We start from the raw sequence: 18332 nt of genomic DNA, 5'->3' as shown, positions 1-18332 counted from the left end.
CAGGTTAACGACGAGCAAGCAGACCCGGGCCACCCGGGCAGAGTCCAGGGAGGACCCACTTGAGCATCGACATCACCAGGCAGCGTCTGGACGCTGTCTTCGCAGACGCGACCCCGAAAGTTCTGCTCCTCACGGGAGGCTGGGGCGAGGGAAAAACCCATCAGTGGCGCGAGGCGGTCGCACGTGCGAACCCCGCCAAGACAAAGCTGAAGTTTGCCTATCTGTCCCTGTTCGGGGTCGGAAGCTTGGCCGACATGCGCAGGCGCCTCTCGGAAGAGCTTGTAGCAAGCATCTCCGTCCCGGGCGAAGCGACGACCCTTGGGCAACAGGTGGCTGAGCTAGCCGCCGGTCGGAAGTACCTCCAAGCCGCGAAACTCCTTCCTCTCATTCCGATCATCGGCAAGGCGGACGCGCTACTCAACGAGCTTTCGTTCTCGGCGGTCCGGAACGCGGTGATTTGCATTGACGACTTGGAGCGCAAAGGCGCGGGCTTAAGCATCGCCGACGTCTACGGTCTTGCCTCCTTCCTGAAGGAGGAGCGAAGCTGTCGAGTGGTTCTCGTTGCCAACGACGCAAAACTTCAGGGTGTGGACACCACCACCGCTCAGACCTTCATGGAGAAGGTCGTTGACGAGCAGGTTCACTTCTCTCCCACCGTCCAAGAGGCGTGCCAGATCGCGCTCGGAACGAGCCCCGATAAGGCTGGCCTGCTGCTCCAGGCGCGGATGCTGAACTTGGGCATAGCAAACATCCGCGTCATAAAAAGGCTCAAGCGCTTAGTCGACCAGATGGCTGTGACAGTTGCGGGACTAGATCCACAACTCCTGGAGATTGGCGTCCTCGCAGTTGCCATCTTCGGATTGGGTCATCTCGTTCCCGACGGGCGCTTCCCCAGCATCGAGTTCACTCTAAAGCGCGTGGATGCCGGCTGGATTCGATACGCGCTGCAGGCGGCCCATGGAAAGCAACCTCCGACCGAGGAAGAGAAGAAGGAAGCTAGGTGGGAGGAACTGCTCGAGACCGTCGGCGGTCCATCCAACTCCTCGTTTGAGCAGCTGCTCGCCGAGGCGGTGCAAAAAGGGTACCTCAGCACGGATCTGAGGAAACATGCCGAGCAGCTTTCTGAGAACCTTGGACAACGTGCACTTGCTGAAGGATATCGATCTGCGTGGATGGGCTTCTGGCATTCGCTGGAGGGCACCGGCGCCCCCCTCCTCGATCGGCTGTTCCAGACGACCATTGCGGCAGTCGGCGCCATAGGACCGGGTGACCTTCGCAACGCCTACGACGCCTTCGAGAGTGCAGGCCGCGGCGGCGAGGCGTTGCAACTGGTCGATGCATTCATCCAGGCGCACAAAAACCATCCAAGAATCTTCGATCGCAACTTTGCCGCCTTCCCAGAACACTTCAGCGGCGCGTTCGGTGAGAAGTTCAGCGAGGCGGCCGCCAAGTACACCCAGCAGCCAACGACCGAAGAGGTACTCAATCGGCTGGACGTGAATGCCTGGAATCCCGAGGATGCCTCGATCGTGGCCAAGGCCCCGAGAGCTGAGCTTGAAGCACTTGTCCGAGGAGCTTCCGGGACCACTTTCAGATCTCGCATCAGGGTACTTCTGCAGCTCGGCTCGATGAACGCCAAGGACCCGAAGACTGCCGAGACCTCGAAGTGGTTCGCGAGCCTACTTCAGGAATGGGCTGCGGCCGACCCTGTGACGGCGATACGCCTAAAGCAGTACCTGCCTCCGCCTGCCGCGCCCGCCATGGGTGCCAACTTGGACCTGGGCGGAGTCGCCGGCGTGCAAGGCGGCTGACTTAGCCTAGACACCGGAGGACGGGAATCCATTTCCCGCACATCGGAGCACCGAATCGGTCTGCTGAACCGCGGGCCGCCACCATCTGCAGCGCAGCAGCGCAGCAGCGCAGCAGCGCAGCAGCGCAGACAAGAAACTCTGGGAGGAGTTTTATGGGCTATGACATCGAACACGTCCGGACGCAGCATCCGGTTGGACAGGGATCGTTCCACTCGGCCAGCGTCACGGTCGTCCGACCAAGCGGCCGCTACCGCTTTGACTACGTCTACGACTGCGGCGGATTGACCTCTCGTGGACGACGCACGTCGGCGGTTAAGGCTGCAGTAGAGGCTTACTCGCCAAGGCAAGAGCAGCGGGTCTCAGAGGACGGCGAGGAGGTCGTCAGCGTCATTGATGCGCTCATCCTTTCCCATTTCGACTACGACCACATCAACGGTGCGAAGCTCCTCGCTGCCAAGTGCGAGGTGACGCGAATCTATGCTCCCTACCTGTCTCCTATCGAAATGGCGTTGGAGATCTCGCGGCAGGCTCACTCAGTGACAGGGCCGTACCTGGACCAGCTCTTCTCGGTCGCAAACGGCGGCAGCCTTTGGGGCGTCCCCGTCACGCGGGTGCAAGGCGGCCCTGGCGATGGACCAAACGATCTCGACAATCCGACGCGACGCCCCAAGGAGCCCAACCAAGACGAGCGCTTCAACGATGAAGCGCACCGATCGCCTTTCCCGGGGCGAATGCAAGCAGTCGTCACGTCAACTGGCGCCACGCCAGGGGACGTCATTGAGCACGCCAGAAACTTGGCGCTGGACGTGCATGGAGAGCGCATCTGGCAGCTTCGGTTCTGGAATCACCAGGTGCCTGAGGAGATGCTCTTTTATACGTGGACATTCCTCGATGCCGTCGGCTTCCCTCTTCAGGCGCTGAAGGACCCGAATGGAGCTGCAGCGGTCCTCGCCTGGCTTGCAACAAAGAAGAACCGGGACGACGCTGTCGACGCATATGTCGCAGCGTTTCGGCTTCTCGGAACGGCCGCATCGCCGCTGTCCACCGCCGAGCACGTTCCCAATCTGATCTCTTTGGGGCTCTTCAGCGGTCCGTGGCCTTGGGCTCGACCAACTCCGACCTACAACTACACCGTGTTGCCTCCGTATGAGTGGCACGATCACTTCTGGCCGTACTTCGACGAACTTGACAATGTAGGTTGGCTGGGAACGGGCGATGCGTTGCTAGGTGAACCCGACATCTGGGCCGACTTTTCTGCCCACTACTCAGCGGAGCTTCCGCGGGTGCAGACTGTCTTGCTTCCGCACCACGGTGCAGCTCCCGTGGGTGGCCCAGCCTTCTACCATCCGGGGCTGAATCATCGTCGTCACATCCAGTCGGTCATTTCCGCCGGCGCCCGGAACCGTTATGGCCACCCACGAGAAGAGGTCCTCACCCAGGTACGCAAACTGGGTGGTCACTTGCAGATCGTGACCGAGACCTGGGAGAGAGGATTCCGCGAGTTCGCTTGGATCGAGATCTGACCCAAAGCCGAGCGCCCTGGCGGCTCTAGTAATCAGAGCCGCCGCTTCCGCCTCTTCGACTCATCTTTGTCAGCTGGCGCATCTGACATGCCGTCGTGTGAGTTTTGAGCAGCCGCAGGGTCGTCGGCGCCTGAGGCTGCATGCTCCTCGATGTGAGAAAGGTCTAGCCTTCGCTGTTGGATCGCATCGAAAAGGCGTCGGATGCCAACACTCTGACCCCACCCGCGGGCCTTCAGATGTCCTTCCAGCTCCACGAGGAGGGCCAAGCTGTCACACCCCTGCACAAGGGCGATTGCCCCCTCGATGTCCTTGGCTTCCAAGCAAGACAGGACCTCGCGAACCCACGCATCCATACGCTCTCCGAGCTTCGATAGCACCGAAGTATCGTCGCTCGGCTCCTTGGACATCTTCATCCTTTAGGCTTATGGTCGATCACAAGCAGGTCGGCTGGAATAGGAGTCAAATCTGCGCTCAGGCGCGCTCACGCCTGGCCTTCCCCGCGACCGCGATTTCGGAACCTCAATGACGCTCCCCTCCTCGATCGACCGCCCCTTTGCGCTTCGCGTCGCAAAGGACATCGTTGATCTTGACCCACTTCTCGCATCCCTCCCCCGTTCGCTGGCAGCGCACAAGCTTTCCACATTGCGAGACCTCGCTGAAGAGCTGGCCTTGCAGTCCGAAGCACTTCGTCTCGAAGTCTTGCTAGATCGCCCGATACAGGAGCACTGCGACACATCGCAGGTGATCGTCCTGCTGCTGCGCAGATTGCAGGACCTCGCCCGGCGCAGCCGCGTGGCTCCCCTAACGATGGCGACTTTGCAGCTTTCGCTGCGCCTAGCGGACAAGATTCACAAGAATCTTGCGCTGTGGGTCGACGCACAAGGTGACGAGCTCGAGCTCTCCTTAGCGCTCCACTAATTTCGATGGGGACAGGGAGCCGCCCCGCTGGATGTAACTTCCACAATTGAAGTGCGAACTGCGGATATACCTTTTCCTAGGTGATGGCTGTCACCGAATCGACGACCATCGCTCGGATGCGTCGACTCATCGCCGCCTTGGCGGAACCACTCCCGCATGACGATGGCGTTCAGATCGATGAACACCAATACGCCATGCAACACCGCCGCCCCTCACACTGCCGCCGCCATCGCCACATCCGAACTGCACGACTTGGAGGCATGGTTGCCCTCGTCGCGACATTGATCGGCTGCGCCAGTGCTCCGTCAACTGTTGTCCGCACCCCGACGTTGGTGGCCCAGCCATTGGCACCCATGTACCTGGAGCACCCAGCCAACGGTGCGATCTATCAGCCGAGCATGTCGGCGAACTCACTCTTCTCCGGTGAGAAGCTGCCGAGCGCCATCGGCGACACGCTGAAAGTTGATATCCGGGAGACGGTCAAGGCGAGCCAGAAGCAGACCACGGACACCAGTCGCGACAACAAGCTTGCGGTCCATGGTCCTGGCGGCAAAAGCAAAATCGGCGCAGTGGAGAAGGTCCTGAACTTGGATGGGACAGCCGCGGGAAGCGACTCCTTTAAAGGATCGGGCACTACTGAGACCGACAACAGCTTTGTCACCCAGGTTGCTGTAAGCGTCATCAACGTGCTTCCCAACGGCAACCTGGTCGTTGCTGGTGAGCGCAATATCGGCCTCAACAAGGGCGTCAACACGCTACGCTTCTCTGGGATCGTCAATCCGCGCAACATCAGGCCGGGCAACGTCATCGCGTCAGGCGACGTCGTGAATGCAAGCCTGGAGAGCGTCGCTCAGGGGGATGTGTCGGAAGCGTCCTCGCGCACTTGGCTCCAACGAGTGCTCGCTCGAAGCCTCTCCATCTGGTGATGGCATCACGCTGCAGCGTCCAGCCCTCATGACGGGCTCCAGGCAATCCTCCCAAGCCGCTAGATCGCCGGCGAAGAAGTTAGCTCCCGGTGCGACGCCGGACTGGCTGTCCTCCGGCGAGGTTCGCAAATACCGGCGAGGCGAACGAATCATCGAAGCGGGGACGCCGCTTACCAAGTGGATCGCCATCAGCGCCGGGGCCGCGTTCGCGGCCGCTCGTGCAGCGTCCGATACCAAGGTTGCAGTGGCCACCCTCTGGCTGGGGGACGTCATCGGTGCTGAATCCCCGGTCGGCAGGCAGGCCGCGCGCTACGACGTGACGGCGCTCGTCGACGTGACGACGGTGGAGATCCCGCTCGCGACAGCCAGAGATAGAGCCAACGGCCCTGGCGAAGCGGCGGGCAGCGAGCTCTTCGCCGCTACCGCAGATCGGCTCCAAGACCAAATCACGATGCGCTTGGCGGGGAACGGCTTGCAACGCCTTATGAACGTCTTGGCAACACTGGCAACTGCCCTAAGCAGTTCGAGCCACTCCGTTGTTGGGAACAGCCTATCGCTCCCTGTTTCGCAGTCCTGCATCGGATACCTGGCGGGCCTGTCTCGTCGGCAGGCGTGGATCTACCTCGGCCAGCTTGCGGAACTTGGGTGGGTCAAGACGGGAAGAACGAAAGTTGCCATCGAAGGCGTGTCAGCATGGATGGCGCTTACGCGAGAGGTCGAAGTGAGGGGCCTAGAGTGCATCGCCTCCGTTGACCAGTGCGATGCCACACTTCAGTTGCTTGCATCTTTGGTCCGCTGATTTAGGAAGCTTGCGCCGGGCACTCGGTCAGAGGGACCTTCAGCTCCCAGATGAGGCGATCGCATTTGTCGTACAGCGACTTGTATTCGATCTCGATTAGCAGTCGTTGAAGATAAGCTTTTCGCATAACCGATTGCCTGCAGCTATACGCCCCTGCAAGTCCAAATATCTTCACCGGCGATTCCGGCCGGATCGCCTGCTCCGCCACAATACTTCTGGTCGCCATGCCCAAGTTTTCTGGGACCATGGAACGCAAGGAGTCGACATCTCCGACGGATGAGGATGCTGCCGAGCCACGGTTCTTCGCTGATGTCGAGGCGGCCGCCAGCTCTAAGCATTCCTCCAGCCGCTGACCCGCCAACTCCCTCGTTGGCTCCGTCTTAAGCGCCGATTTGCCGGGGTGGCAGAAGCGGACTCTAGTGATGAGCGCTGGTCCTAGGCCGTTGTTTACGACGGAGACGTAGAAGTCCTTTTCGTTCTGTCCATTTAGCTGATACTGAAACTGAAGGATAGGTCGCAGACTCAGCTGATTATGAAGTTCAGCGTCGGATGCAGCTTTATCGGACGATGCGACAGCTTTAGTAGCAATCTCAATGCTCTGCGTTGTCTGCGATAGCGCAATAGCAGAGGTCACGACGGCCGCACAGACCGCTATCGGCTCAAGTCGCTTGCACACCTCATACAGCTTCGTCCACGGCGACTGCTGACGCGGAGATGGCGGCCCCTCGGCTTGCGTCGCCGGGACTGCGGGCTGAGGTGGCGGTGGCGGTGGCGGTGGCGGTGGCAGTGGCGGTGGCAGTGGCAGTGGCAGTGGTGAAGAGTCTGACTCAGCCGCCACTAGCGGCTTCTCGTTGGGTCGCTCTGGGCCGATCTCAGTCATCGCAACTCATTTCTTGTTCACCGGGCTAGGGGCGAGAAGGCCTGCGAGGAAGCCAACGATGGTGGTGATGACCGCAAGAACCGTGTCGCTCTTTGTCGCGTACGGCTTGTCTGCCTCGATGGCCGAGTACATGCCACAGCAGAGGGCTATCACGGCGATCAGCAAGGAAAGAGCCAGCGCAGCCACAACCACGAGCCAGATCCAAGCCACGATTTTTGAGTCTGGCGGCAAGGCGATCGGACCAGGGAAGGTCCTCGTCACCTGCTCTTCCACCTTACGCAGGGTGCCCTCCGGATCACTCTTTACGTCCGCCAAGGTATCTGCGTTCGAGAGAATCTTGTCGACCATCACGGTCGCAGATCGGAGTTGCTCGGACATGTGACCTCCGCCAGTTCTTGTGGGTGATGGTCCTACATGACGCGCTGGCGAGCATCAGCAAGGAAGGGGAAAGAGCATCCCTATCGCTAGGGATTCGACGCCTTGACCAGCTCCGACAGCAGACCTCAACACCCGCGCGACTCTGTGCATGGCCCATAAACACTAAGTAAAAGTCCCACCGAGCTTATCCACAACCTTGATGTTGTACGCCTTACGGATCGCTCTTTAGATTGATGCTGGACCTTCACTCACATCGGCACGAGGTCCCATCAAGGAGTGCTCCATGAGATCAAGACATGGCCGCGAGGCTTTTCTCATCGCAGGCGAAGGCGTGCGGCGAATCGGGAACGACGGCGAAGCTGAAGTCGTTCAGGCATCCGCCCTCCAAGCCACCGTTCAGTTCCGCTTCTCGCGGTTCACAGGAGTCAAGTCCGCAACGCCCAACAGCACGAACGTGCTGATGAAGCTGGCGGTTGCGATGTCAGAACCTGGAGGGAGCGTTGATCCAACGGTTCCAGCTGGCTACACGTACCTTGGGCAATTTATCGACCATGACCTCACTCTCGATGAGTCCGAGCTAGACCTTGGCAAGGCCATCCTTGTCGAGGACCTCGTGTCCAAGCGCTCGCCATCTTTGGACCTCGACAGTCTGTACGGCGACGGTCCGGTCAAGTCGCCGCAGTATTACGAGCCAGATGGCGTTCACCTGAAGCGGGGGCGTCCTTTGGCCACTGGTGGGTCCGGAGCTGCAGCACAGGACGGGATGGATCTACCGCGCCATCGCGGAGGCGCAGGCCCTCGCCGCGGCACTGAACGCGAAGCCAACATCCCTGACATCCGAAACGATGAGAACTTGGCAGTCGCTCAGATCCACGTCGCTTTCATCCGCTTCCACAACCGCGTGGTCGACACGCTGATCGCGCAGAACACCCCAAGTTCGGTCCTCTTTGATCGCGCACGCGAGCTCGTTACGAAGCACTACCAGTGGCTCATCGTCAATGACTACCTTCCGCGCATTGCAGAGCCTTCGATCGTCTCGGAGGTGTTCTTGAACGGCCGCAAGCACTTCGAAGTGAACGGCCAGGCAGACGCCACCATGCCGGTCGAGTTTTCGGGCGCGGCCTTCCGACTCGGGCACAGTCAGATTCGTGTCGGCTATCAGTGGAACAAAATTTTCAATCGGGAGCGGGGTGCAGAGGATCCGCTCTTCTCTGGTCACCTTTTCCGACTGTTCCGCTTCAGTGGAACCAGCGGCAACATGTCCCCCTCCTCCGCGATCCCTGCTTCGCCTCAGGACCTCGCCGACCTCGAGCATCCCCAGAACCCTGGCGTCGAGTTGCCTGACGTCTGGGTCGCGGACTACACGCGACTCTTCGACTTTTCGGGCTTCGATGGCATCCCGCCAACCCCTCCCGCAGATTTCAACAACGCCATGGCCATCGACGCGCACGTGGTCGAGCCCCTCAAGATACTTCCGATCGGAAGCTTCGGCGGCGTCGGTGAACCGGACCTCGTGATGAAGCGAAGCCTGGCCTTCCGGAACTTGGCCCGCGGCCGCATGCTCGCGCTCCCCTCTGGTCAGCAGTTGGCAGATGCATTGCAAATCGGGTCGGTACTAACGGCCGAGCAGATCCTCGACGGCAACGGTGGCCCAAAGTTGTCCGTGGACCTGATCAGCGGGGATCAGCGGACGGAGGCGGGCTCGAACACCCCGCTCTGGTTCTACATCTTGCGAGAAGCAGAGTGGAATCAGCAGCACAAGAACAAGCTTGGACCCGTCGGTGCGACCGTCGTCGCCGAGACGTTCCATCGCGCCATCGAGAAGAGCCATCACTCCATCCTGGCGGATCGGAGTTGGAAGCCATCCTTCGGCGCAGGCGACCGTTTCAACATGGCCGACTTGCTGTTCTTCGCTTTTGAAGGCAAGCCTGAGCTACTGAATCCGCACGGGTGAAGACCGGACGAGCGGCCGAGTTTGATGCTCGTCCGCTCTTGAATGGCTCCAGGTCGACGGTGAGCGCCTGATGAGTTCGTGGTCGGCGCCCTGCCGACCGAGTCAAACGACTGCGTCAAGCATCTCCAAGAGCCGGCGTACTTCGGGGCTGCCAATGGACTTTTCCGGAGGCTCGTCTGGCCGCTCAGGCGGCGCCGGCCACGCCCACAGCACCTGTGGATAGCTGGACTTGCGCTTGCGGAGCCAGACATCCTCCTCTCCGCCAATCAGCAGACCTCTGGGCTCGATCCTGATGAGCCGAGCGCTGAAAAGCTCAACCAGTGGCTGAACCGAACCTGCGAGTGGCATGAGCAGGCAGACCTGACGGCCACGGCCATCCCGTCCGGCGTAATGGCTCGGATTCATCTGCAGCTTGCCGCTCAGAGGTGTTGCCGCGCGGAGTTCGTCGGCGGCAAGTTTTCTCCCCTGACGGCGCAAGCAAAGCGCTCGAACGATCATGGTTGATGTACTGTATTTACGTACAGTATAGTCGTCGCACCAACCTTGGGGACGCCAACATGCTCCTTGATCTGAACGACGCGCAAACCATCGTGACCTGGTGGGAGTTTTTCCGGAACGCCATGGCGAGCTACTGAACGACTGGGCCCGCCGTCGTCCAGAACATCGCGCTTCGATCGCTCAGGCGCGGAGACTCATCAGTGCCGACCCAGCCCGCCTGGCGCTGCTGGAGCGCTCAAGAAGGCAAGTTCAAGCGTCGTGGGCTGCGGAGGCTCTAGCGATGCCACCATCCCATGACGAGCTCGCCGCAGGAGAGCTTGAGGACTGAAGATGCCGAACTCTTCGCTCAGCCTCCAAGCGGCACAACTGGAATTCGAGTTCACGCTCCGCTATTCGCTCGATGAGCATGAGGTGCTGGTTGATGCCGTCATGAAACGGCTCGAGCAGACCGGCTGCGCGGACACACTCGTCGGCGCTGGCATCACCGGAGTTCTCGAACTGCAGTTCAGCCGCAGAGCGGCAACTGCCGAGGAAGCGTTGAACAGCGCCACCGAGGCAGTCCGCCGGGCCTTCGCTTCGGCTCGGCTGGTGAAGGTCATCCCGGCGCCTGACACGCCTACGGCGAGCTAGCCGACTAGGTGCTCGCTCGCTCTTGATCCAGCGCGATTCTCCAAGCTAGCTCAAAGAAAGCTGGGGGTTTCCTGGACCCTCGGGTCCTCAGGTCGCTCTCTACGAGCGATGCTGATCAGCGTCTCCGCCTCAACTATTCCCGCTTGGTCCACCAAGCCTCCATGCTCCGCCCTACCGCAGCCTTCTCGAAGGCACTCCTTCCGCCAACTCCCCTCACCCGTGGATCGAACGGACGGGGACGGCCACCAAAGATGGCCAGCCAAGCAACGCAAGTTCATGCAGACAGTTCCTTGATATTGAAGGTTGCAAGTCTGCCAATTTTCTTGCCGCTAGCTGGAGCTGGCTGCCACATCAGGTGGCGACAGTGGTAAGTCCCACGCGGTTGCCCATCTGAACATTCCGACACTCATCGCCACGCCACCTGCGAGATGCATCAGCTTCGGCCCGCCCGAAACAAGGAGTGCGATGGCCGCGGCTACCCAAACCGTCCCCAGCACAAGCAGGCGCCAGCGCAGACATCTGAGCTCATGCGGAACTTCGTTCTCGAGGGCACCCGAGCGCAAGCGAACGCGCGTCACCAACAGCTCGGGGCGCCCCGACAAAGCTCGCGATGCCGGCGAGTTCATGCCAACGACTGTGACGTAAATCGTCCTCACGTTGCCTTGCTTCAGGTGCTCAACGATTCTTTCTGGCAAGTGCACCGAGCCGTGATGCACAGAGGGAAGTCCCGCACTATCGCGATGCAGCTTCAGCAGATGGACTTGATGGTGCTCCGGCGTGAGCGATAGAGTTTGCCGCTTCACCTCTGCGCGGTCGATGTTGTAGATGAGCGTAGTCATCTACTGTGTAGCACCCTGGGACACGATCCTCCGTTAAACGCAGGGAGCCGCAATTCTAGAAATGCAGTTGCACAACCCCCGCGCAACGCTATTCAAGCCGCGGCGCAGCGAGTTTCACCGGTCTCAGGCGTTGTAGCCGCACTCCGCTCGATAACGGTTCCCGTGATGTACGAGCTGCGGACTTGCCAAGAACGAGGCAGGGGCCAACAGTTCCTCTTCGCGCCGGCACGTGCCTCTGCGGGGGCCTCGCCGACAAAGCCCGGTTTGCACCGTTGCAGCGGCGGTAGTCGCTCGCCGTGCATCACCTCGGTGAAGTAGTGGGGCCTAGAGCGGCGAGAATTGAAGCATGGACTCCTACTCCATCGATCCAGACTCGGTCCGAGACATCGCACCGCAACTCCTAGACGCCACTGGCGTGCTACGCGTCGTGCCCGCGGGCGTGCTCAATACCACCACAGCGCAAGAGTGGCTGCTTTTTGGCGTGCGCCATGGGTTCTACAGCTTTCCGACGGAAGAGCTCGTGGCGTTCCTTCGCGAGCGGATCGCAGGCCGCTCGGCCATCGAGATCGGCGCCGGCCATGGTGTGCTCGCCAAAGAGTTGGGAATACCTGCAACCGACAATCGTCAACAAGAAGAGCCCGCGCTCGCGGCGCACTACGCCGCCCTAAGGCAACCCACCGTCCCGTATGGAGCCAACGTCGAGAAGCTCGACGCAGCGGCGGCCGTCGAAAAGTACCAGCCGCAGGTGGTCGTAGCCTGTTGGGTGACCCACGTCTTTGATCCCAAGAACCCGTCTGCCGGCGGCAGTGTTTCTGGCATCGACGAAGCTCGCCTGCTCGCGCGATGCGACGAGTACATCTTCATCGGAAACGAACACGTTCACCGAAGCAAGCCACTGATGAAGGTGGCCCACGAGAGGCTATTGCCTTCTTGGCTCTACTCCCGGGCAGTGAACGGAAGCGCAGATTTCATTGCCATCTGGCGGCGACAGCGTTAATTCGGACGTCGATGGCGCAAAGATGGACGGCAGGACATAGCGCTACTGGAGGTGAGAATGCATGAAGTCTTGGCTTGGATGAAGGCCAACGGAGAGCTCTCGGGTTGGGCGCAGACACTTGGAGCGCTGCTGGCCTTGCTCGTCGCTCTTGTCGTACCTTGGCTGCAGCATGCTGCGCAGGCGCGCAGGGAACGTCTGGCCGAACTCGAGCTCCACATTTACTTGGCCACGGCGACCATGCTGTTGCTGCGAGATGCGCAGAACCTCAGCTCGAAAGTTCAACAGCTTGCCGACTTGCCAAAAACCGAACTCAACGATCCGGTGCTGATCGTCGACCTACTCGAGCGGCTACGGACGCTTGACGCCAAGGACACGAACGTGGCTCGACAGACTTCGCAATACGTAGCGAGGGCCGCAGTGCTTCGGATCAACCACTACCTGGACTCAGGCGACACTTTGACGCGTCAGCTTACCCCTCAGGTGATCGAGATCCTCAAGAGGGACTCGGCTCAAATGGGGGACGAACATGCCAAGCTGAACTTCCTGCTTGAGGAGCTGCTCTATAAGCAGACTTGGATGCAAGTCCACATCATGAAGCGGCCTTGGGTGTGGTGGAGCTTCAAGACCAAGGCAGGCCGAAAATGGCTTGAGGCCGCCAGCATGGACCAAGCTACGAAGCTGAAGGCCGAGATGCTTGGTAAGGCTGGATCCTGATCCCTGGCCGCACAGACTTTTCACGCCGTATGGGATTGCCTGGTCTCGAGTTGCCGCCACATACGGCAAACGTCGAGTCGCGCTTCCAAAGAGAACGGCCTGACAGCTTGCGCAGTCATGCCGAAAGGAGCCGCCGCTGGTCTAATCGGCAGCGCCCTGCTCGGAGGAGTACGAACAGGTCCACCCGTGCTAGGACATCGAGCATGAAGCTAAATTTCCACAACATCCGCTTGCCTTCTGTAGCGGAGCAGCGCTAATTCGCTTGTGCGCAAATACAGTACACGCCAAGCCGGTGGCGATAGATTTTACGGAGCACGGGCAAGACAGTGGCGCTTCCGCTGCGAGCTGTCAAAGCCGCCTAGCCATTTCGTCGAAGAATGGTCGAGCGCCCCAGTCCGCCTTATCCCCAATCACGTACAAGCGACTCTTGGCTCGCGACACGGCTACGTTCAACAGGTTTGACTTCTCCGCTGCCCAGTCTCTCGCTCCAGCGCTCCCGCCACCCAATACCAAAATCACTACTTCCGCCTCCTTGCCTTGAGTCGTGTGAACGGTTCCGACCATCCGGGCATCGATGCGGTGCAATCGACCGTATTTCACTAGGCTACTCGCGACATCCTTGAAAGGGGACACTAAGAAGATGCCAGCATCAGCGGTCTGATTGTGTTCGCGGAGCCTCAATAGAAGCTGCTCCAGCGCCACACCTTCGGCTGGTATCCAGTTGCCTTCAGTTGGCCCTTGTGTCGGGACATCTAGCCAATGGCTTGCCGGTAGCGGAAGGGCTGACGGCTTCTTTTGGTGCACCATCAGACCGTTATACGCAATGGCATTTGAGATGGTGAACATTGGATCGTCGCATCGACGATGGACTCGCAAGGGAGCTCCAACCCAAACTGCTGTTCTCGGGTCACGGCCAATCGTGGTTCCGAGAACCATTTGGCTATCTGCGAGGCGTTGAGCAGAGGTTCCTGTCGGGAAGAGTGTCGAATCGACACCACCGTAGTGCTCAGCAAGCGCCGCTTCAACGCTGTGCGGAATTGTGACTACAGGTTCAATCTGAAGCGGATCGCCAACGACAATCGCTCGTTTCGAGCGCCAGAGCGCGCCCACGCATGCTTGAGGCGGCGCTTGTCCAGCTTCATCGATAAGAAGCCATCCGATCGCCGGCTGCTCGACATCACCGAACATCGCTTGGACGGAAGCGAAGGCCGTGGACACGACTGGGCAAACCAATGCAAGACTGTCAAACGCGGCGATTCGCGCCTGAGTGTCCGGCAACCCCTTAGAAAGCATCTCGGCCGCGAGTCCAAGATTTGACTGCATCTTTGCGGCGTTCTCCTCGATGAACGCCCTGTGCAGATCGAGTGCAGCAAGGAAAACTTTGATGCGCGCTTCGCGCCACTTTGGGACGCTCCACGGAGACGAGCGCTCCAGAGCGTCCTCAGACAAGTCTATGTTCAGCACGTACGCCAAGTACTGAGGGGACAAGGCTGCGAACGATTTTTCCGCCTCACCCAAAGCTTCTCTAGTGCGATCGCGTGCGTCAGTGGCGTCCGCAATGACCTTCTCGCCCTCTTCCAGCAGTGCCGTTGCCCGCTGGAAGTCTGCAGCTGCGGAAGACTTCTCGAGCCTGCATTCCTCGTAACGGGCAGCAATTTCGTCTGCGTTGACTCGCCACGTTCGAGTTGCTGACCCAAAGGAGAACAAACTTTCCCAAAACCCGGGCTTGAGCGTGGTGTAGGCCTCCAACGCGCGCAGAGCATCTCTCGCTTCCTCTTCGGTGCGTTCACTTTCCCGCAAGAAGCGGCGGTGTTGATCCCGAATCGGAACGATGGCGGCTGAAGCGTCTCCTGCGGTCTGCGTTTGAGTCGCCAAGTCGGCCTCTAATTTTTCCCGGCCCTTTGGAAGATCTTGGAAGTTCTGCAGCTCCTCCCTTAATCTCTGTTCCGTAGCCAACGCCAGGTCAAAGTTATGCTTCGCTTGCGCGAATGACCAGCGCCCTTGAAAGCTTGGCTTTGCAGCCTTCTCAAGGAACTCTCTCATCCCGGAGACGCCATTGGCGTCTTCCTTGGACCAGTAGAGCTTGCTTTGAAACTGCTGCCGGTTGGTGCCATTGCCCAACTTCCCAGCGAGCAAGCCCCATGCCGGCTCGCCTAGCATGAGGCCAGCCAGCTCCTTGAAAAAATCCGTTTCGCCAAGCCATTTCGGATCGATTGCCTTCTGCAGGGGTAACTCTAGTGAGAGGTTTTCTACCGCACCATTGTTACTTGACGCGACGACTATGGAGAAACCGGCGAGGCTTGGTGCCAACGGAAAGTAGGACAGCGTCTTCGCTCCTACGCTGAACTGTTGCTCGCCTTGGAATGCCCTCCCCCCCAGTTTGCACAGCTCGCGGGCCCGCTCCACCACGATTGCGGCGACGAAGTCCCGCAAAAGCGTCGTCTTGCCTGTACCAGGCGGACCGTTCACAGAAAACACACCGTCGGCTTCTCTAAGATTGCACCACGCTGCATTGATAGCAAGTTGCTGGCTCCATACCAGTGGATGCTCAGAGGGCCAGCATCCCGCAGGGAAGCGATCAGGCTCTAGATGTTCCAACAGCTTAGCGCGATGGCTGCGGACGTCGATCCTCGCCGTGACATCTTCCGGCAAGCCTTTGACGAATGACCGAAGCGGCACGGAGGCGCCCTTTAATCCGCCCTGCAGTACTCGGTTGATGTCGCGGATGAAGAACGAATTAATGAGCTCGTCATCCGGTTTTGGCTGTTCATCCTGCCTCTTAATGGGACTCTGCCATGCCATTATTCGGTTGACGGGCGATGACCCGAACAAGGGCAGTACGCCGCACTTCTTGGCAACTAGGCCGGCAAAGTCGTGAAGCCACTCCATGGTGACGCCCGTTTCTACTGGCAACATGCTGATCCGCCACGCCAATTCGTCGCGAAGCGCCTTGGCCTGAGAGTCAAAACCAGCGAAACCGCTACGTGAGGACGAATGCTTTATGGGTGTCTGAGGTTGGTGCAGGCCCGCGTTATCGAACGAGTCCGCAGCAGACAAGTAAGCCAATCCGGAGCGCATCGCCACGCCGGCAGCCCACGTCGACATGCACAGAACAAACGACTCCGCGATCGGTCGCCCCAAGGCGTTACACCGCAAGCTAAACAGGCATGACACTCCGTTGAGCCGCTCATCAAAGACATCCTCGACTCGGCCAATCACTTTGCCCAAGGCGTGTACTAGGTCCTCCCGCTCGATGAGACCGGCGAAAACGGTGAAGGACCACTCTTTTCCCGATGCGAGAGGCAAGCGCGCGAAGTCTTCGTCAAACCAGGGCGGAACTCCCATTTCACCAAGATCTCGACCCGGCTTGGTCGTGTCGTTCTTCTTTACCTTTGGCACCTCTTGCGGACTTAGGGCCTCAACCGCCCGCCAAAAGGAAAGTGTGTTCTGAAACTTCTGATCCGACAAACCATGCTCCCTGATCGTTTGGAACGAACCTTACATCAAGGTGGATAGATCGGATGGCGCTAGGCGAACCTGCTCTCGACCACCCAATCGTCGAGGAGCATCAACGCTGTGTTGCGGGCGTGTTCGAAGGTTCGGCAGGGACCATCCCAAGTGATATCACCGTCTCCGCCCCCTTGAGAGCACTCAACACCCGGATAAAAGCATCCCCCGACGTTGGCGACCAATGCCCGAGCCTCTACTCTGCCGTCCAAATCACTCTCCCACCGCCCTGTCCATACGAACTCACCAGCGTAGGGCTCCGCCACCGACGTGGCAGGAGAGCACCGTGCAGCAGTGAGTAAGGTCAGCGAATGAGCTTCCATTCAAGGTGTAGGCACCACTTCGGCACCCGCAAACTGCACCCGACTTTTGTCGGACTTAGCTCGGCACCGCAGATGTGCGGGTGGATAACGTCACTGCGGCTAAACACCGTTCGCTCCACGTCGGATGCATGCGCATCCGACCTCCGCCGCTCTTCCGCCCCTCGCCGCCTCCAAGCCGCTCCTCAAATGGCCAGGAGGGAAGCAACGACTTTTATCGCAACTCCTGCCGTTGCTGCCGCCTGGCAGTCGGCTTGTCGAGCCGTTCGTCGGCGCCGGCTCCGTGTTCCTGGCAGCCAGCTACGACCAGTACGTCATCAGCGATGCCAATAGCGACTTGGTGACCATGTGGGTTGCACTGAAAGAGCGGCCGAACGAGTACGCGACGCGCGCGTCAGCGTTCTTCGTTGAAGAGCACCGATCGCAGGACGCTTATCTGCGAGTGCGCGCCGAGTTCAACGGCCTGGTGGACCGCTTCGAGCGCGCCGTCCGCCTCCCCTACTTGAACAGGTTTGGCTTCAACGGGCTGTTCAGGGTGAACCGCTCAGGTGCCTTCAACACGCCTTACGGCAAGCCCGCCAAGGTTCCAACGTTCCCTTGGGAACAGGTCGAAGCGGCCGCGGCAAAACTCGAGCGGTGCCTGGTGCTAAACGGCGGCTTCGCTGCGGCCATGGAACTCGCTGGCGACGGCGACGTGGTGTATTGCGACCCGCCTTATCTGGACAGTGAGACCGGCGCCAGCTTCACGGCGTACACCGTGGATGCGTTCGGGATGGAGCAGCACGAGCGATTGGTGGAATGCGCGCGCCAGGCGGTGAGCCGCGGGGCACATGTGTTGATTTCAAACCATGACACGCCGGAAGTTCACGAGCTATACGGCGGATGGGATGTCTGCGCAGTCGAGGTGCGGCGAAGCGTGGCAGCAGGTTCTGGAAGCCGCGGGATAGCACGAGAGGTCGTCGCGCGCCTGGCACCACCTGCCGTTGAAATTCGATGTACAGCCGACGAGCTGGTCGGCTCGAAGCCAGCGTGATAGCGCGACCAGTCGACGTGCATGTAAATGAGCCAGACTCTTCCGCTTACTGTCGTGCTTCGGGCTGGCTGCCAAGAGCGCTATCCGCGCGGGCGACGAACCACTTTGCTGCTCACCACCTTCGCACCCGGAAAGTCCTCGGCGACCGTTTTCCGTCTTGCGCCACCGGTAGGGTACATGCGCAGATGTTCACGGGCGGCGGCGACGTGCGCCTCCGTCAGAAACGGCCAGCTCTCAGCCAACTTCTCTAACGAGTATCCCGACGCAAGAGACGCGAGAACCGTTGAAATAGGAAGTCGCGAGCCAGCGAACACGGCTTCGCCGCCCATAATTTCAGGGTCGATGACGACGAGAGGTGCGTTCATGGCCATTGCGCTCTAACCATCCAGCGCCGGACCAGGACAAACTTGTTGCGATTGACCGGTGCGGTCAGCATTGGAGGTTCTGGCGTTCGCATCATGATTCTGGCGGCAGGCAGCACACGCGCAGGATGGTGCCGCAGGTTGCTCAAGCTTGGCAAGCTTTGGCAAAACATGGGAACCTTCTTCCTGCATGGCCCTGCGGTCAGCGACATGCCTTGGGCCAACAGCGCAGCAATACCTTCC

The 18332-nt window shown here is 59.9% G+C and carries 16 protein-coding genes; 11 read left to right on the top strand and 5 right to left on the bottom strand.

Annotation, left to right across the window (positions count from 1 at the left end):
• The first annotated feature begins 59 nt into the window (after positions 1 to 59).
• Both ACQ4L4_RS04240 and ACQ4L4_RS04235 read left to right on the top strand, forming a co-directional pair.
• Positions 60 to 1811: a P-loop NTPase fold protein gene (locus ACQ4L4_RS04240; RefSeq protein WP_431102969.1), complete on the top strand. Its 1752-nt coding sequence runs from the start codon at positions 60 to 62 to the stop codon at positions 1809 to 1811.
• Between the two features lie 152 nt (positions 1812 to 1963).
• Positions 1964 to 3334 carry an MBL fold metallo-hydrolase gene (locus tag ACQ4L4_RS04235; RefSeq protein ID WP_431102967.1) on the top strand — a complete coding sequence of 457 codons (1371 nt, stop codon included), beginning with the start codon at positions 1964 to 1966 and terminating at the stop codon, positions 3332 to 3334.
• Between the two features lie 32 nt (positions 3335 to 3366).
• On the opposite strand, the gene ACQ4L4_RS04230 is transcribed toward ACQ4L4_RS04235, so the two are convergent.
• Positions 3367 to 3747, bottom strand: coding sequence for a hypothetical protein (locus ACQ4L4_RS04230; RefSeq protein WP_431102965.1), 381 nt, complete (start codon positions 3745 to 3747; stop codon positions 3367 to 3369).
• Between the two features lie 109 nt (positions 3748 to 3856).
• Here ACQ4L4_RS04230 and ACQ4L4_RS04225 point away from each other — a divergent pair, with 109 nt between their 5' ends.
• The 3 genes from ACQ4L4_RS04225 to ACQ4L4_RS04215 all read left to right on the top strand — a co-directional run bounded on the left by ACQ4L4_RS04225 (position 3857) and on the right by ACQ4L4_RS04215 (position 5977).
• Positions 3857 to 4252: a hypothetical protein gene (locus tag ACQ4L4_RS04225; RefSeq protein ID WP_431102963.1), complete on the top strand. Its 396-nt coding sequence runs from the start codon at positions 3857 to 3859 to the stop codon at positions 4250 to 4252.
• Between the two features lie 260 nt (positions 4253 to 4512).
• Entirely contained in the window at positions 4513 to 5178 is a 666-nt protein-coding gene (locus tag ACQ4L4_RS04220) for a flagellar basal body L-ring protein FlgH (RefSeq protein WP_431102962.1), read from the top strand.
• 28 nt (positions 5179 to 5206) lie between these two features.
• Positions 5207 to 5977, top strand: a complete 771-nt coding sequence (locus ACQ4L4_RS04215; RefSeq protein ID WP_431102961.1) for a cyclic nucleotide-binding domain-containing protein — start codon at positions 5207 to 5209, stop codon at positions 5975 to 5977.
• A gap of 886 nt (positions 5978 to 6863) precedes the next feature.
• On the opposite strand, the gene ACQ4L4_RS04210 is transcribed toward ACQ4L4_RS04215, so the two are convergent.
• Positions 6864 to 7235 (bottom strand): hypothetical protein, encoded by a 372-nt coding sequence (locus ACQ4L4_RS04210; RefSeq protein ID WP_431102959.1) that lies wholly within the window; start codon positions 7233 to 7235, stop codon positions 6864 to 6866.
• Between the two features lie 283 nt (positions 7236 to 7518).
• Between ACQ4L4_RS04210 and ACQ4L4_RS04205 the strand changes: the two genes are divergently transcribed.
• The 3 genes from ACQ4L4_RS04205 (at position 7519) to ACQ4L4_RS04195 (ending at position 10317) form a co-directional block, all read left to right on the top strand.
• Positions 7519 to 9189, top strand: a complete 1671-nt coding sequence (locus ACQ4L4_RS04205; RefSeq protein ID WP_431102957.1) for a peroxidase family protein — start codon at positions 7519 to 7521, stop codon at positions 9187 to 9189.
• 78 nt (positions 9190 to 9267) lie between these two features.
• Positions 9268 to 9693: a hypothetical protein gene (locus tag ACQ4L4_RS04200; RefSeq protein ID WP_431102955.1), complete on the top strand. Its 426-nt coding sequence runs from the start codon at positions 9268 to 9270 to the stop codon at positions 9691 to 9693.
• Between the two features lie 324 nt (positions 9694 to 10017).
• Entirely contained in the window at positions 10018 to 10317 is a 300-nt protein-coding gene (locus ACQ4L4_RS04195) for a hypothetical protein (protein ID WP_431102954.1), read from the top strand.
• A gap of 329 nt (positions 10318 to 10646) precedes the next feature.
• On the opposite strand, the gene ACQ4L4_RS04190 is transcribed toward ACQ4L4_RS04195, so the two are convergent.
• Positions 10647 to 11156 carry a hypothetical protein gene (locus ACQ4L4_RS04190; RefSeq protein ID WP_431102953.1) on the bottom strand — a complete coding sequence of 170 codons (510 nt, stop codon included), beginning with the start codon at positions 11154 to 11156 and terminating at the stop codon, positions 10647 to 10649.
• 346 nt (positions 11157 to 11502) lie between these two features.
• Between ACQ4L4_RS04190 and ACQ4L4_RS04185 the strand changes: the two genes are divergently transcribed.
• Complete coding sequence (locus ACQ4L4_RS04185; protein ID WP_431102952.1) at positions 11503 to 12153, top strand: hypothetical protein; 651 nt, start codon at positions 11503 to 11505, stop codon at positions 12151 to 12153.
• A gap of 57 nt (positions 12154 to 12210) precedes the next feature.
• Entirely contained in the window at positions 12211 to 12867 is a 657-nt protein-coding gene (locus ACQ4L4_RS04180) for a hypothetical protein (RefSeq protein WP_431102951.1), read from the top strand.
• Positions 12868 to 13215: 348 nt separating this feature from the next.
• On the opposite strand, the gene ACQ4L4_RS04175 is transcribed toward ACQ4L4_RS04180, so the two are convergent.
• The gene (locus ACQ4L4_RS04175; RefSeq protein ID WP_431102949.1) at positions 13216 to 16335 is read right to left on the bottom strand and encodes a DEAD/DEAH box helicase; all 3120 of its coding nucleotides are present in this window, start codon (positions 16333 to 16335) and stop codon (positions 13216 to 13218) included.
• Positions 16336 to 16821: 486 nt separating this feature from the next.
• Between ACQ4L4_RS04175 and ACQ4L4_RS04170 the strand changes: the two genes are divergently transcribed.
• Positions 16822 to 17727 carry a DNA adenine methylase gene (locus tag ACQ4L4_RS04170; RefSeq protein ID WP_431102947.1) on the top strand — a complete coding sequence of 302 codons (906 nt, stop codon included), beginning with the start codon at positions 16822 to 16824 and terminating at the stop codon, positions 17725 to 17727.
• Positions 17728 to 17807: 80 nt separating this feature from the next.
• Here the strand turns inward: ACQ4L4_RS04170 and ACQ4L4_RS04165 are convergent, their stop codons facing one another.
• Positions 17808 to 18092, bottom strand: a complete 285-nt coding sequence (locus ACQ4L4_RS04165) for a DUF433 domain-containing protein (protein ID WP_431102945.1) — start codon at positions 18090 to 18092, stop codon at positions 17808 to 17810.
• Between the last annotated feature and the right edge of the window lie 240 nt (positions 18093 to 18332).

Origin of the sequence: Roseateles noduli (assembly GCF_050626985.1) — a bacterium.
Taxonomy (GTDB): domain Bacteria; phylum Pseudomonadota; class Gammaproteobacteria; order Burkholderiales; family Burkholderiaceae_C; genus Roseateles; species Roseateles noduli_A.
Note: the sequence above shows the minus strand (reverse complement) of the source record. Positions and strands in the feature narration are given on the sequence as shown.

Bases quoted from the DNA above. Each gene is read 5' to 3' on its own strand.
- ACQ4L4_RS04235 (WP_431102967.1), top strand. From the start codon at position 1,964: ATGGGCTATGACATCGAACACGTCCGGACGCAGCATCCGGTTGGACAG.
- ACQ4L4_RS04230 (WP_431102965.1), bottom strand. From the start codon at position 3,747: ATGAAGATGTCCAAGGAGCCGAGCGACGATACTTCGGTGCTATCGAAG.
- ACQ4L4_RS04225 (WP_431102963.1), top strand. From the start codon at position 3,857: ATGACGCTCCCCTCCTCGATCGACCGCCCCTTTGCGCTTCGCGTCGCA.
- ACQ4L4_RS04220 (WP_431102962.1), top strand. From the start codon at position 4,513: ATGGTTGCCCTCGTCGCGACATTGATCGGCTGCGCCAGTGCTCCGTCA.
- ACQ4L4_RS04215 (WP_431102961.1), top strand. From the start codon at position 5,207: ATGACGGGCTCCAGGCAATCCTCCCAAGCCGCTAGATCGCCGGCGAAG.
- ACQ4L4_RS04210 (WP_431102959.1), bottom strand. From the start codon at position 7,235: ATGTCCGAGCAACTCCGATCTGCGACCGTGATGGTCGACAAGATTCTC.
- ACQ4L4_RS04205 (WP_431102957.1), top strand. From the start codon at position 7,519: ATGAGATCAAGACATGGCCGCGAGGCTTTTCTCATCGCAGGCGAAGGC.
- ACQ4L4_RS04195 (WP_431102954.1), top strand. From the start codon at position 10,018: ATGCCGAACTCTTCGCTCAGCCTCCAAGCGGCACAACTGGAATTCGAG.
- ACQ4L4_RS04190 (WP_431102953.1), bottom strand. From the start codon at position 11,156: ATGACTACGCTCATCTACAACATCGACCGCGCAGAGGTGAAGCGGCAA.
- ACQ4L4_RS04185 (WP_431102952.1), top strand. From the start codon at position 11,503: ATGGACTCCTACTCCATCGATCCAGACTCGGTCCGAGACATCGCACCG.
- ACQ4L4_RS04180 (WP_431102951.1), top strand. From the start codon at position 12,211: ATGCATGAAGTCTTGGCTTGGATGAAGGCCAACGGAGAGCTCTCGGGT.
- ACQ4L4_RS04170 (WP_431102947.1), top strand. From the start codon at position 16,822: ATGCATGCGCATCCGACCTCCGCCGCTCTTCCGCCCCTCGCCGCCTCC.
- ACQ4L4_RS04165 (WP_431102945.1), bottom strand. From the start codon at position 18,092: ATGAACGCACCTCTCGTCGTCATCGACCCTGAAATTATGGGCGGCGAA.